The 13,488-nt window shown below is 63.9% G+C and carries 12 protein-coding genes and 1 other RNA gene; 3 read left to right on the top strand and 10 right to left on the bottom strand.

Going from position 1 to position 13,488, the window contains the following annotated elements; genetic code table 11:
• Position 1: 1 nt before the first annotated feature.
• Positions 2 to 1,090, bottom strand: a complete 1,089-nt coding sequence (locus BN2476_RS19490; RefSeq protein ID WP_087735796.1) for a protein-L-isoaspartate(D-aspartate) O-methyltransferase — start codon at positions 1,088 to 1,090, stop codon at positions 2 to 4.
• Positions 1,087 to 1,845 (bottom strand): 5'/3'-nucleotidase SurE, encoded by a 759-nt coding sequence (gene surE, locus BN2476_RS19495; RefSeq protein WP_087735797.1) that lies wholly within the window; start codon positions 1,843 to 1,845, stop codon positions 1,087 to 1,089. The genes BN2476_RS19490 and surE overlap by 4 nt, the downstream gene beginning before the upstream one ends.
• A gap of 274 nt (positions 1,846 to 2,119) precedes the next feature.
• On the opposite strand from surE, the gene BN2476_RS19500 reads away from it, so the two are divergent.
• On the top strand, positions 2,120 to 3,094 hold the full coding sequence (locus tag BN2476_RS19500) for an NADPH:quinone oxidoreductase family protein (protein ID WP_087735798.1): 975 nt from the start codon (positions 2,120 to 2,122) through the stop codon (positions 3,092 to 3,094).
• 86 nt (positions 3,095 to 3,180) lie between these two features.
• Here BN2476_RS19500 and BN2476_RS19505 read toward each other — a convergent pair whose 3' ends face one another.
• The 8 genes from BN2476_RS19505 to ffs all read right to left on the bottom strand — a co-directional run bounded on the left by BN2476_RS19505 (position 3,181) and on the right by ffs (position 11,127).
• Positions 3,181 to 4,005, bottom strand: coding sequence for an ABC transporter permease (locus BN2476_RS19505; RefSeq protein WP_087735799.1), 825 nt, complete (start codon positions 4,003 to 4,005; stop codon positions 3,181 to 3,183).
• 1 nt (position 4,006) lies between these two features.
• The gene (locus BN2476_RS19510; RefSeq protein WP_087735964.1) at positions 4,007 to 4,831 is read right to left on the bottom strand and encodes an ABC transporter ATP-binding protein; all 825 of its coding nucleotides are present in this window, start codon (positions 4,829 to 4,831) and stop codon (positions 4,007 to 4,009) included.
• 129 nt (positions 4,832 to 4,960) lie between these two features.
• Positions 4,961 to 5,998, bottom strand: coding sequence for an ABC transporter substrate-binding protein (locus BN2476_RS19515; RefSeq protein WP_087735800.1), 1,038 nt, complete (start codon positions 5,996 to 5,998; stop codon positions 4,961 to 4,963).
• Positions 5,999 to 6,088: 90 nt separating this feature from the next.
• Complete coding sequence (locus tag BN2476_RS19520; RefSeq protein WP_087735965.1) at positions 6,089 to 7,330, bottom strand: CaiB/BaiF CoA transferase family protein; 1,242 nt, start codon at positions 7,328 to 7,330, stop codon at positions 6,089 to 6,091.
• Positions 7,331 to 7,406: 76 nt separating this feature from the next.
• Positions 7,407 to 8,003 carry a recombination mediator RecR gene (gene recR / locus BN2476_RS19525; RefSeq protein ID WP_087735801.1) on the bottom strand — a complete coding sequence of 199 codons (597 nt, stop codon included), beginning with the start codon at positions 8,001 to 8,003 and terminating at the stop codon, positions 7,407 to 7,409.
• 91 nt (positions 8,004 to 8,094) lie between these two features.
• A complete protein-coding gene (locus tag BN2476_RS19530; protein WP_006048866.1) occupies positions 8,095 to 8,421 on the bottom strand; it encodes a YbaB/EbfC family nucleoid-associated protein in 327 nt (108 codons plus the stop codon).
• 62 nt (positions 8,422 to 8,483) lie between these two features.
• Positions 8,484 to 10,844 (bottom strand): DNA polymerase III subunit gamma/tau, encoded by a 2,361-nt coding sequence (dnaX, locus tag BN2476_RS19535; protein ID WP_087735802.1) that lies wholly within the window; start codon positions 10,842 to 10,844, stop codon positions 8,484 to 8,486.
• Positions 10,845 to 11,028: 184 nt separating this feature from the next.
• An RNA gene (ffs, locus tag BN2476_RS19540) (signal recognition particle sRNA small type) lies at positions 11,029 to 11,127 on the bottom strand.
• Between the two features lie 457 nt (positions 11,128 to 11,584).
• Between ffs and trxA the strand changes: the two genes are divergently transcribed.
• Entirely contained in the window at positions 11,585 to 11,911 is a 327-nt protein-coding gene (gene trxA, locus BN2476_RS19545; protein WP_007586494.1) for a thioredoxin TrxA, read from the top strand.
• Positions 11,912 to 12,188: 277 nt separating this feature from the next.
• The gene (rho, locus tag BN2476_RS19550) at positions 12,189 to 13,451 is read left to right on the top strand and encodes a transcription termination factor Rho (protein ID WP_012400357.1); all 1,263 of its coding nucleotides are present in this window, start codon (positions 12,189 to 12,191) and stop codon (positions 13,449 to 13,451) included.
• The last annotated feature ends 37 nt before the right edge of the window (positions 13,452 to 13,488 follow it).

Raw genomic sequence — 13,488 nt, forward strand, 5'->3', positions numbered from 1 at the left:
TTCAAATCACTCCGGATTTTAAGGGGACAAAGAAAACGCGATCAAGCCGCGATTCGCGCCATTGCGCGGGTCCCGTGCGCTCGACGAGCGTGAGCACCTGCGACTGTCCGTCCTGCGATCCGACGGGCGCCACGAGCCGCGCACCGATGGCGAGCTGCTCGAGCAGCGCCTGCGGCACATCGAGTCCCGCCGCCGCGATCACGATTGCATCGAACGGCGCCGCCGACGGCAAACCGACGCGTCCGTCGCCGTAATGCAGACGGATGTTCGGGATGCGCAGCGGACGCAGGTTCGTCTTCGCGCGCTCGTAAAGCGGTTTGATGCGTTCAATCGAATACACGTCGCGCGCGACCTGGCTCAGCACGGCAGCCTGGTAGCCGCAGCCGGTGCCGATTTCGAGCACGTTCGCGAGCGTGCGGCCCTGCGCGGCCAGCTCGATCATCCGCGCGACCACGGATGGCTTCGAGATTGTCTGGTGATGGCCGATGGGCAGCGCCGCATCTTCATACGCCTGCGTAGCGAGACCGGGGTCCACGAACATGTGGCGCGGCACCATCGCCATCGCGTTGAGCACGCGCGAGTCCGACACGCCGTTCGCTCGCAGCCGTTCGACCATCCGCTCGCGCACGCGTTCGGAAGTCAGCGTCAACGCGCTGCTGAGCGCAACGTTCGGCGCGCCCGTGCGATCCGACGATGTCGTCACGGGACGCGGCAACTGGTTGCGCGCGCCGTCGTTGCGGATCGCGGTCGCGCCGGTTGTGCCGGTTGTGCTCTTCGCGCTCTTTGTATTGACGATTCCCGCCGCGTTTTTTGCAATCGAAGGCGCGCGCGTGGATGCGCCGGGGTTCGCGTTCTTCGCGCCCGGATTGAGCACGCCGGCAGCGCCCTTCGCGCCCGCCGACGACTTGACGCCCGCCGTGCCGCTCACGCCACTGCGCGTGCGGCCCGCTTGCGAGTTCGCGTTCGATGCCGCCGGCTTGACGGGCGTCTTCGCGCCGCGCGCATCGCCCGCGCGTACGTCGGCCCGGCGCGGCTCGCGCACCAGGTCTTCGAGTCCAAGCGGGAAGCGCTTTGCGCGCTCGCCAGTCATGAAGTGCCGCTCCCGGCGCGCACCCAGTCGCTCGCCGCGGGCAGCATGGCCGTGTCGGTCAGATCGAGTTGCAGCGGCGTGATCGACACGAAGCCGTTCGCGACTGCATGGAAGTCGGTGCCTTCGCTGGCATCGCGCGCACCGCCTGACGGACCGATCCAGTAGATCGGCTCGCCGCGCGGATTGGTCTGCCTGATCACCGGCTGCGACGGATGCCGCTTGCCGAGACGCGTGATGCGCCAGTCGCGCAACTGCTCGTAAGGCAGGTTCGGGATGTTGACGTTCAGCAGTGGATGGCCCGGCAGCGGACGTTCGAGATAATGCGCGACGATTTCGGCGGCGACGCGCGTGGCATCTTCGAGGTGCACCCAGTCTTTGTCGACGAGCGAAAACGCGATTGCGGGCACGCCGAACATGATGCCCTCCGTCGCTGCGGCGACCGTGCCCGAGTACAGCGTGTCCTCGCCCATGTTCTGGCCGTTGTTGATGCCCGACACGACGAGGTCCGGCGTATGGTCGAGCATGCCCGTCAGCGCGATGTGAACGGAATCCGTCGGCGTGCCGTTCACGTAGTAGAAGCCGTTGGCCGAGCGCAGCACCGACAGCGGCCGCGAGAGCGTCAGCGAGTTCGACGCGCCGCTGCAATTCTGTTCGGGTGCCATCACGGTGACATCGGCGAGCGGCTTCAGCGCTTCGTAAAGCGCGGCAAGGCCGGGCGCCAGATAACCGTCGTCATTGCTGAGTAGGATTCGCATGCGGCGATTGTAACCGAGGAAACAAGGCACGCGAACGACACGCTGGCCCGCCGCATGCCTATGTCCGAACGTATGGCTTCACGGGCTTCGCGCGGCACTGGAAGCGCACGGTCGTTCGCGCTTGCTTTACACTGCTTCGTTGCGAGGGTTCGTTTGGTTGCCGCGCTACGTTGCCTGAACAGTGCGCGAAGATCGCCGCAAACAGGCTGACCAGACCAAAAGCACGCTTATGAACCCGTCAAGCTTGCAATGACACTTATCGATTGGAGACACGATGCGCGCAATCCGCTGTAACCAGTATGGTCCGCCCGAGACACTCAGCATCGAGGAACTACCCGATCTTCAGCCGCAAGCCGGCCAGATCGTGATCGACGTGAAAGCCGCGAGCGTCAATTTTCCTGACGTGCTGATCATCCAGAACAGGTATCAGTTCAAGCCACCCCTGCCCTTCACGCCCGGCGCGGAAGTCGCGGGCATCGTGCGCGCCGTCGGCGAAGGCGTCACGCAGTTCAAGCCGGGCATGCGCGTGGTCGCTTATACGCAGCAAGGCGGCTTCGCCGAGCAGGCGCTCGCCGATGCCCGCGCATGCGTGCCGCTGCCCGATGACGCCGACATGGAGACGGCCGCGATCTTCACACTTGCCTACGGCACGTCGCATCATGCCGTGGTCGATCGCGCGGCGTTGAAAGCGGGCGAGACGATGCTCGTGCTGGGCGCGGCGGGCGGCGTCGGGCTCGCGGCCGTCGAAATCGGCAAGGCGCTCGGCGCGCGCGTGATCGCCGCGGCGTCGAGCGACGAGAAGCTCGCGACGTGCGTCGCGCATGGCGCCGATGCAACCATCAACTACGCGACGGAAGACCTGCGCGAACGCATCAAGGCGCTGACGGACGGCAAAGGTCCCGACGTGATCTATGACCCTGTCGGCGGCAGTTATGCGGAGCCCGCATTTCGCAGCATCGGCTGGCGTGGGCGCTATCTCGTCGTCGGCTTCGCGAACGGCGAAATTCCGAAGCTGCCGCTCAATCTCGCGTTGCTGAAAGGCGCGAGCATCGTCGGCGTGTTCTGGGGCGATTTCGCGCGCCGCGAACCGCAGCGCAACGCGGCGGCATTCCAGGAAATGCTCGGCTGGATTCGCGAGGGAAAGCTCAAGCCGCTGGTGTCGGCGCGCTATCCGCTCGAAGACACGCCGCGCGCGCTCAACGACATGGCGCAGCGGCGCGTGCTCGGCAAGATCGTGATCACGCCGTAAGCGCGAGCGGGCCGCTCAACGATAAACGACAAACGGCGCGTGCCCCTTCCAGGTCACGCGCCGTTCTTCTTTCGATGCACCGGCGATCAGATCTTTTCTGTCTCGCCGGACTTCGGCTGCCATTTCATCAGGCGCCGCTCCAGCATGCCGACGATCGCATCGAGTATCAGCGCGAAGGCCGTCAGCACAAGAATGCCGGCAAACACGGTGTTGATATCGAAGGTGCCTTCCGCCTGCAGGATCAGATAGCCGACGCCGCGCGCCGAGCCCAGGTACTCGCCGACTACCGAGCCGACGAACGCGAGCCCCACCGACGTATGCAGGCTCGAAAACACCCAGCTCATCGCGCTCGGCAGATAGACGGCCCGCAGCTGCTGCTTGCGGTTCGCGCCGAGCATGCGCGCGTTCGCGAGCACGACGGGGCTCACTTCCTTCACGCCCTGATAGACGTTGAAGAACACGATGAAGAACACCAGCGTCACGCCGAGCGCAACCTTCGACCAGATGCCCAAGCCGAACCACACGCCGAAGATCGGCGCGAGAATCACGCGCGGCATCGAGTTTGCTGCCTTGATGTACGGATCGAACAGCGCGCTCGCGAGCGGCGACAGCGCGAGCCACAGGCCGACGCCGAGTCCCAGCATCGTGCCGAGCGCGAACGCGAGCACCGTCTCGATCAGCGTGATCCACAGATGCAGATAGATTTCGCCGGACGCGAACCACTCCCAGATCCGCACGAGCACTTTTTGCGGCTCGCCGAAGAAGAACGCGGCTTTGTTCGGATCGTCGAAATAGAACGCGGGCAACAGCGTCGGGCTCGTCAGCACGTACCAGAGCACAAAGCTCAGCACGAGCAGCAGCCACTGCCAGATCACGAGATTCGCGCGGTTCGGACGCAAGACTTTCCACATCTCAGTTGCTCTCCTGCACAGCCGTCAGTTGCTGCTGATAACCCTTCAGCACCTCATCGCGCAGCACGCTCCAGATCTGCGCATGCAGTTCGACGAAGCGCGGATCCGAGCGCACCTCGGCGACGTCGCGCGGACGCGGCAGATCGATCGTGAACTCGCCGATGGGCCGCGTGCCCGGCCCCGCCGACAGCACGACGACGCGATCCGACATTGCGATCGCTTCGTCGAGATCGTGCGTGATGAACAGCACGGCCTTGCGTTTCGCGGCCCACAGATCGAGCAGCTCGTTTTCCATCAGCTGGCGCGTCTGGATATCGAGCGCGGAAAACGGCTCGTCCATCAGGATGATGTCGGGATCGAGAATCAGTGTCTGCGCCATCGCAACCCGCTTTCGCATGCCGCCCGACAGCTGATGCGGATAACGGTCCCCGAAGCCGCCGAGACCGACGCGCTTGAGCCAATCCTCAGCACGCGAGCGGGCTTCGGCGCGCGGCACGTCATGGAACGACAGGCCTGCCGTCACGTTATCGAGCGCCGAACGCCACGGCATCAACGCGTCCGCCTGGAACATGTAGCCCGCGCGCCGGTTGATGCCCGAGAGCTTCTCGCCGAACACCGTCACCGCGCCCGACGACGGTTCCAGCAGCCCCGCGCCGACGTTCAGCAACGTCGACTTGCCGCAACCCGTCGGCCCGACGACCGATACGAATTCGCCCGGCGCGATGCGCAAGGTCGTGTCCTTGACGGCGGTGTATCGCTGGCCGCGATTCTCGCGCGACGCAAACGTGCAGGTGATGTTTTCGAGCGCCAGGGCGGCAACGGTCATCGTTCGGCTCACTTCTTCGATGCTTTGATGGTTCGAGGTTTTGGACAAGGATGTGACGGCGTGACTGCGCGTGTTGCGTGAAAGGCGAGCGCGACGCAAGCGCTCGCCCCTTGTCCTTGCGTCAGTGCGTTACGCCTTGACCGTCGTGATCGCCTTCTTCACGAAGTCGTTCGTCCAGCTCTTCGACAGATCGATCGGCTTGCCCTTCACGGTGTCGTCGAAAGCCTGCAGCGTCTTGAGCGACGTCGCGGGGCCGTCGGCGGGCATCAGGCCATCGGGTGACATCGCTTCCTTCACGTGCTGCCACGAATCCAGATACAGCGCGCGGTCGCCGAGCAGATACGATTCGGGCACGGTGTTGATCAGCTCGGTGCCCGTCGCCGTCTGCAGCCACTTCAGCGCGCGCACCATCGCGTTGGCGAGCGCCTGCGTCGTGTTCGGATTCTTGCTGATGAACGCTTGCGACGCATACAGGCAACCGGCAGGCATGTTGCCGCCGAACACCGTGTGCGTATCGTTGAGCGTGCGCGTGTCGGACACGACGCGAATCTCGCTCGAGCGTTCGAGCTTCGTCATCACCGGATCGAGATTGGCGAGCGCGTCGATCTGCCCCGATTGCAGCGCGGCGATCGCCCCCGCGCCCGCGCCGACGCCAATGAACGACACGTCTTTCGCGGTCAGCCCCGCTTTCGCGAGCACGAAGCTCGCCATGATCGACGTCGACGAACCCGGCGCCGTCACGCCGATCTTCTTGCCCTTCAGGTCCGCGATCGACTGGTAGTTCGCCATCGTCTTCTTCGACACGGCGAGCACGATCTGTGGCGCGCGCCCTTGCAGCACGAATTCGCGGAAGTACTGGTTCTTCGCCTGCAGCAGCAGCGTGTGTTCGAACGCGCCGGAGACGACATCGGCGCTGCCGCCGACGGCCGCCTTCAACGCCTGTGAGCCGCCCGCAAAGTCGGAGATCTCGACTTCGAGCCCTTCGTCCTTGAAGAAATTACGGCGCTCGGCAATCGTCAGGGGCAGATAGTAGAAAAGATTCTTGCCGCCGACGGCAATCGCGACTTTCGACGTCTCCAGCTTGCCTTGCCCGAATGCGAGCGGCGAGCCGACGAGCGATGCGCCCGCGAGCGCCGCGGTGCCTGCGAGAAAGCTTCTTCGTTGCATGGTCCTGTCTCCGTTTCTTCTGTCGTTGTTCTGTCGCCGGTCTGGTCGGCCGGTCTGCGCACACTTCGCGTGCGCCGGCCTCTTCAACGCTCAAACGATCTGTTGCGCGTGCAACCTTGCGATGTGGTCCGCATCATAACCCAGCGATTGCAGAACTTCATCCGTATGTTCACCCAGTTCGGGCCCGAGCCAGCGCGTTTCGCCGGGCGTTTCGGAGAGTTTGGGCGTGACGCCCGGCAGCGCGATGTCGCGGCCGTCCTGCCATTTGAAGCTCTGGATCATCTGGCGCGCGGCGTATTGCGGATCGGTGAACATGTCCGCGACGCTGTAGATGCGGCCCACGGGCACGTCAGCGGCGTTCAGCACATCGAGCGCCTCGTCGATCGTGCGATTCGCGAGCCACGCCGCGATCGCGCCGTCTATCTCCTGTGTGCGCGGCACGCGGCCGTCGTTGTGCGCGAGCGCCGGATCGTTCGCGAGGTCTTCGCGGTCGATCGCGATCATCAGCCGCTTGAAAATCGGATCGCTATTGCCGCCGATCACGATGCTGCCGTCGCGGCACGGATAGGTATTCGACGGCACGATGCCCGGCAGCGAAGCGCCCGTGCGCTCGCGCACCATGCCATAGACGCCGTACTCGGGCACCACGCTTTCCATCATGTTGAAGACGGCTTCGTACAGCGCGACGTCGACGACCTGCCCTTTGCCGCCGTTCACCTGGCGGTGATGCAGCGCCATCAGCGCGCCGATCACGCCATGCAGCGCCGCGATCGAATCGCCGATCGAAATGCCGATGCGCGGCGGCGGCAGATCCGGATACCCGGTGATATGGCGCAGACCGCCCATCGATTCCGCGATCGCGCCGAAGCCCGGACGGTCGCGATACGGCCCCGTCTGCCCATAGCCGGACAGGCGCACCATCACGAGGCCGGGGTTCTCCTTCGACAGCACGTCATAGCCGAGCCCCAGCTTTTCGAGCTGCCCCGGCCGGAAATTTTCGACGACGATATCCGCTTCTTTCGCGAGCTTGCGGACGATTTCCTTGCCTTCCTCAGCCTTGAGGTTGATCGTCACCGATTTCTTGTTGCGCGCCTGCACGGCCCACCACAGCGACGTGCCGCCCACTTCGGGATAGAGCTTGCGCCATTTGCGCAGCGGATCGCCGCCCTTCGGGTCTTCGATCTTGATCACGTCCGCGCCGAACTCGCCGAGAAAGCGCGCGGCGAACGGCCCGGCGATCAGCGTGCCGAGTTCGAGCACCTTGACGCCCGCGAGCGGGCCCTGGGTTGGTCCTTTGCGTTGTTCCTCTGGCGTTGCAGTCGATGTGTTCATGTGTCTCCCGATCTTCTTGTACTTGCCAGACGCGGCCGATGCGTCCGTTCGCAACGCGTTCGATGCGCGTGAGCTGCTACATCGAGCGCCTGTCGAGCATCGCGCGCGCGATGGTGCCCGCATCGACATACTCGAGCTCGCCGCCGACGGGGACGCCGCGCGCGAGACGCGTTACCGACAGGCCGCGCGCCTTCAGCGTTTGCCCGAGGTAGTGCGCCGTCGCCTCGCCTTCGTTCGTGAAGTTGGTTGCGAGCACGACTTCCTTGACGACGCCATCCGACGCGCGCTTGACGAGCCGGTCGAAATGGATTTCCTTCGGGCCGATGCCGTCGAGCGGACTCAGGCGCCCCATCAGCACGAAATACAGCCCGCGATACGTCATCGTCTGTTCGAGCATGATCTGATCGGCGGGTGTTTCGACGACGCACAGCAGCGTCGGGTCGCGTTCGGTATCGCTGCAGACTTCGCAGATCTGCGCTTCCGTGAAGGTGTTGCACTTCTCGCAGTGCTGCAGATGCTCGGTCGCGAACAGCAGCGAGCGGCCGAGCTTTTCGGCGCCGTCGCGATCGTGCTGCATCAGGTGGTACGCCATGCGTTGCGCGGACTTCGGCCCGACGCCGGGCAGAACGCGCAGCGCTTCGACGAGCGCCGACAAGGCGGAAGGTTGTTTCATGCTGGAACGGCGGCGTCGATAGTGGGTTCGGCGAGTCGCGCACGGGCTGCGGGCGGAGCGCCCGATGCCCGCGCGCGAACTCCCCGCGCGATCAGAACGGCAGCTTGAAGCCCGGCGGCAGCGGCAGGCCCGAGGTCATGCCGCCCATCTTCTCCTGCGCGGTGGCTTCCGCCTTGCGCACGGCGTCGTTGAACGCAGCCGCCACGAGATCTTCGAGCATGTCCTTGTCGTCGGCGAGCAGGCTCGGATCGATCGACACGCGGCGCACGTCGTTCTTGCAGGTCATCGTCACCTTGACGAGCCCCGCGCCCGACTGCCCCTCGACTTCGATCTGCGCGAGTTGCTCCTGCATCTTCTTCATGTTCTCTTGCATCTGCTGGGCTTGCTTCATCAGCCCGGCGAGTTGGCCTTTCATCATGGACTTGCTCCTTCGTAATGGTGAATTCCGGTTGACGCGCGTTCATCCGGCGCGCGCGGGAATCAGTGGCTGGCGGCGTCCTGGCCGCCGTCGGCGCCCGGCGTGAGCGGGCGCACCGAGCCCGGCACGATGCTCGCGCCGAACTCGCGGATCAGGGATTGCACGAACGGATCGGCGCCGATTTCGCGCTCGGCTTCCCGTTGACGCTTCGCGCGCTCGATCGCATCGAGCACCGCGGCCGTGCGCTGCACGGGACCGACGTCGACCTGCACGTCGATCTCACTGCCGAGCCGTTCGGCGAGCGCGGCTTTCAGCTTCGCGATCTGCGCGGGCTCGGCGTAGAGCTGGACCGCGACGTTGAGCTTCAGCGTCTTGCCTTCGACGGCCATCAGCTCGCTATTGAATGCGAGCTGATACGAAATGCCCTTGAGCGACAGCGTGACGGCGAGCGCCGGCCAGTCGCCGTCGAAACCGATCGCATTGAGCGGCACGGCGGGCGGCAGCGTGCGGACGTCGACGACGGGCGCGGGTGCGGGCGCCGCGGCGGACGCGCTGCCTCGCGCGACGACCACGTCATCGGGGCCGCTGTCGAAAACTGGAATGAAGTTGTCGTCGGCAGGCGCGAAGAACGCATCGTCCGACGAAGCGGGAATGTAGTCGTCAGGGGGAATGTCTTCCCACGGCGGAACGGACGAGCCGCCCTGCTGCTGCGCACCACGCGAAGATAGGGTGCGAGCGGCCGTCTCCTGTTGCGCGGCGGCTGCGGCGCGGCGGGCCGGATCGGGTGTCGGGACGCGAACGGCGACGCGGGGCGCGGCAGGCTTCGCCGTCGGCGCGGGAGACGCAGCCGCAGCCGGCGCAGCGGAACGGGCTGAAGCGCCGCGATCCGTCGATACTTTCATGCCCGCGTTGCGCAGCACGTCGAGCGCGGCGCTCGCGCCGCCCGCGCGGCGCGGCGCGGCTTCAGACTGCCGTTGCGGCACGGCCGCGGCTTGCGCGGGTGGGTTGTCGTCCGGCGTGGCGGGGTTACTGGGCGAAGCTTCTGAGGCGTTTGAGGCAGTAGATGCTTCGTCGACTTCCTTGGACCCGGCGGCGGACATCATCGGTGTCACACCGGCATCGACCGTTGCGGCTGTTGCGATTTCAGCTGCTTCGCTGACTGCTTTCGGCTGAGCGGCCGCAGATTCGGGCTTGGGTGCGGCAGCAGGCCTCTCGATTGGATGAGCCTGTGCCTCGCGCACAGGAGCCGCCGCGACGGGCGCGCCCGCACGCTTCGATCCAGCCGCAGCCGGAACCGTCGAGCGTCCCGCAGGCGTCACGCCACCACCGCCACCATTCGGCGCCGGCTCGAAGGCGAGCATCCGCAACAGCGTCATCGTGAAGCCGGCGTATTCGTCGGGCGCGAGGCCCAGCTCGCTTCGGCCGATCGTCGCGATCTGATAGAAGAGCTGAACCTGCTCGGGGCTCAGCGCATCGGCGAAACGGCGCAGGTCGGCGGCCTCCGGCCACTCTTCCAGCACCGACGACGGCGCGTATTGCGCCCACGCGATCTTGTGCAAAAGTCCCGCGAGGTCTTGCAGCGCGGTCGAGAACGACAGGCTGCGCAACGCCATCTCGTCGGCGACGGACAACACTGCGGCACCGTCACCCGCGACGAGCGCATCGAGGAGACGAATCAGATAGCTCTGATCGAGCGCGCCGAGCATGCCTCGCACGGCTTCCTCAGTGAGCTGATTCGCCGAATACGCGATGGCCTGGTCGGTCAGCGACAACGCATCGCGCATCGAGCCGTCCGCGGCGCGCGCGAGCAGGCGCAACGCCTGCGCTTCATGCGGAATGTTCTCTTCGCCGAGAATGCGCTCGAGATGCGACACGATATGTCCTGCCGGCATCTGCTTCAGATTGAACTGAAGGCAGCGCGAGAGCACCGTGACGGGAATCTTCTGCGGGTCGGTCGTCGCGAGAAGGAACTTCACATGCGGCGGCGGCTCTTCCAGCGTCTTCAACATCGCGTTGAAGGCGTGGTTCGTGAGCATGTGCACTTCGTCGATCATGTAGACCTTGAAGCGCGCATCGACGGGTGCATACACGGCGCGTTCCAGCAGCGCAGCCATTTCGTCGACACCACGATTGCTCGCCGCGTCCATTTCGACGTAATCGACGAAGCGCCCTTCGTCGATCTCGCGGCAAGCACGACATACGCCACACGGTGTGGCCGTCACGCCCGTTTCACAATTGAGCGCCTTCGCGAAGATACGCGAGAGCGTCGTCTTGCCGACGCCGCGTGTGCCCGTAAACAGATAGGCGTGGTGCAGACGGCCACCGTCGAGCGCGTGCGTGAGCGCGCGCACCACGTGCTCCTGTCCGACGAGCGAAGCAAAATCCTTCGGCCGCCATTTGCGTGCGAGAACTTGATAGGTCATCCGGAAATTGTATCAGCAACGCTGACGCGAAAAGACGAATCGATCGTGCGCTCGCGCAAGGCGTGACAACGCTCTGACGGCTCATTGAATTTCGTGAGACAAGCGCCAGAACATGCCGCGTTTCGACCAACGCAGATGACGAGAAATACTGGGAGGAAAGTGAGGCAGATGGGAAGAAAAGGAAGGTGACGAGCCCGACCCTCGGCACTGGCGGAAAACGGCTGTGGCTGCTTCGTTCCCGACCTGACCAGGTTGACCGCCCCTCCATGCGAGGAGGCCCGTCACGTCGTATTCTAACATCGCTTGTTGCGCCGCGCGAGAGGCATCGGGACAAAAGCCGCCGTAACGGAACGGCAACTTCGGCGCCCCACTCCTCTTGTGTTCGCGCGCACGATCTCCAGATAGTGTTTGTCACGACAGGTTGCGGCGTGCACGACATGCGCGCGCGAGGCATTCGGGATATGGGCCGAAGCCTTGCCAGTGCTGCCACGCGCGGTGTGAGACCCTACCGCCCGAAGGCGTACTATCACGGCGGGCAACGCATAGCAATTTAGGCTAAACTGACGTTCAAGTGACCCGCAAAGCCAAGCCAGGTCGCCTTCCCGAAACTGTCCCCACAGTGCTTCGCGCGTTGGCTTTCATGGTTTGTCCTGTGGTAAAGCGAACGGAAAGTTTTCTGATTTTGTTGTATCGTGGCGGGCAATCAAAGCAGGCCTCGAACCGAAAGAGGTATTCACACAATGAGCGAACACATCAAGCATATCAGCGACGCATCGTTTGAACAGGACGTCGTCAAATCCGATAAACCCGTGCTGCTCGACTTCTGGGCGGAATGGTGCGGCCCGTGCAAGATGATCGCGCCGATCCTCGACGAAGTTGCGAAGGACTACGCTGATCGCCTGCAGATCGCCAAGATCAACGTCGACGAACATCAGTCCACGCCTGTCAAGTTCGGCGTGCGCGGCATCCCCACGCTGATCCTGTTCAAGAACGGCGCAGTTGCTGCACAGAAGGTCGGCGCACTGTCGAAGTCGCAACTCACCGCGTTCCTCGACGGCAATCTTTAATCCGCCACACGCAGACACGGCACGCATGCATCGCATGCGCGCCGCACGGCTCGCAAAACTTGCAGTGAGTTGATGCATCGAGCGAGCCGCATGATTCGTGTTGTCCCGTGACAACACGAATCATGCGTCAGGTCCAACCGGCCGCGCAGGCTGGAATTGGCGTGTGCTATGCTAGAATCTATAAAACGTCTAAAAGACGAGTAGGTCCTTGAGCGGTTCCGCTCACTTCTCCTCCCAGATTTCATTTCAGGTCGCACCTTCTCTGCGGGTTCTCCGTATGCATTTATCCGAGCTTAAGACGCTACACGTGTCCCAATTGATCGAGATGGCCAATGGTCTCGAGATCGAAAGTGCGAACCGCCTGCGCAAGCAGGAACTGATGTTCGCCATTCTAAAAAAACGCGCCAAAACGGGCGAAACGATCTTCGGTGACGGCACGCTCGAAGTGCTGCCTGACGGCTTTGGCTTCCTGCGCTCGCCGGAAACCTCGTATCTCGCAAGCACGGATGACATCTACATCAGCCCGTCGCAGATCCGCCGATTCAACCTGCATACGGGCGACACCATCGAAGGCGAAGTCCGTACGCCGAAGGACGGCGAGCGCTATTTCGCGCTGGTGAAGGTCGACAAGGTCAACGGCCAGCCGCCCGAGGCCTCGAAGCACAAGATCATGTTCGAGAACCTGACGCCGCTGCACCCGAACAAGGTGCTGCTGCTCGAACGTGAGATGCGCGGCGAAGAGAACGTCACGGGCCGCATCATCGACATGATCGCGCCCATCGGCAAGGGCCAGCGCGGCCTGCTCGTCGCGTCGCCGAAGTCGGGCAAGACAGTGATGCTTCAGCACATCGCGCACGCGATCAAGCAGAACCACCCCGACGTCATCCTGTTCGTGCTGCTCATCGACGAGCGTCCGGAAGAAGTGACGGAAATGCAGCGCTCGGTGGCGGGCGAAGTGATCGCATCGACCTTCGACGAACCGGCCGCGCGTCACGTGCAGGTCGCCGAAATGGTGATCGAAAAGGCGAAGCGCCTCGTCGAAATGAAGAACGACGTCGTGATTCTGCTCGACTCGATCACGCGTCTCGCGCGCGCGTACAACACGGTCGTCCCCGCGTCGGGCAAGGTGCTGACGGGCGGTGTCGATGCGAACGCGTTGCAGCGTCCGAAGCGCTTCTTCGGCGCGGCACGCAACATCGAAGAAGGCGGCTCGTTGACCATCATCGGCACGGCGCTGATCGAAACGGGCAGCCGCATGGACGACGTGATCTATGAAGAGTTCAAGGGCACGGGCAACATGGAAGTGCACCTCGAGCGCCGTCTCGCGGAAAAGCGCGTCTATCCGTCTATCAACTTGAACAAGTCCGGCACGCGCCGCGAAGAACTGCTGATCAAGCCTGAGATCCTGCAAAAGATCTGGGTGCTGCGCAAGTTCATTCACGACATGGACGAAGTCGAAGCGATGGAATTCCTGCTCGACAAGATCCGCCAGACAAAGAACAACGCCGAGTTCTTCGACATGATGCGCCGCGGCGGCTGATCACCACCCAGCGCTTCGAACCTTCGAACACAAGAAC

The sequence above is a fragment of the Paraburkholderia piptadeniae genome (assembly GCF_900007165.1).
GTDB classification, from domain to species: domain Bacteria; phylum Pseudomonadota; class Gammaproteobacteria; order Burkholderiales; family Burkholderiaceae; genus Paraburkholderia; species Paraburkholderia piptadeniae.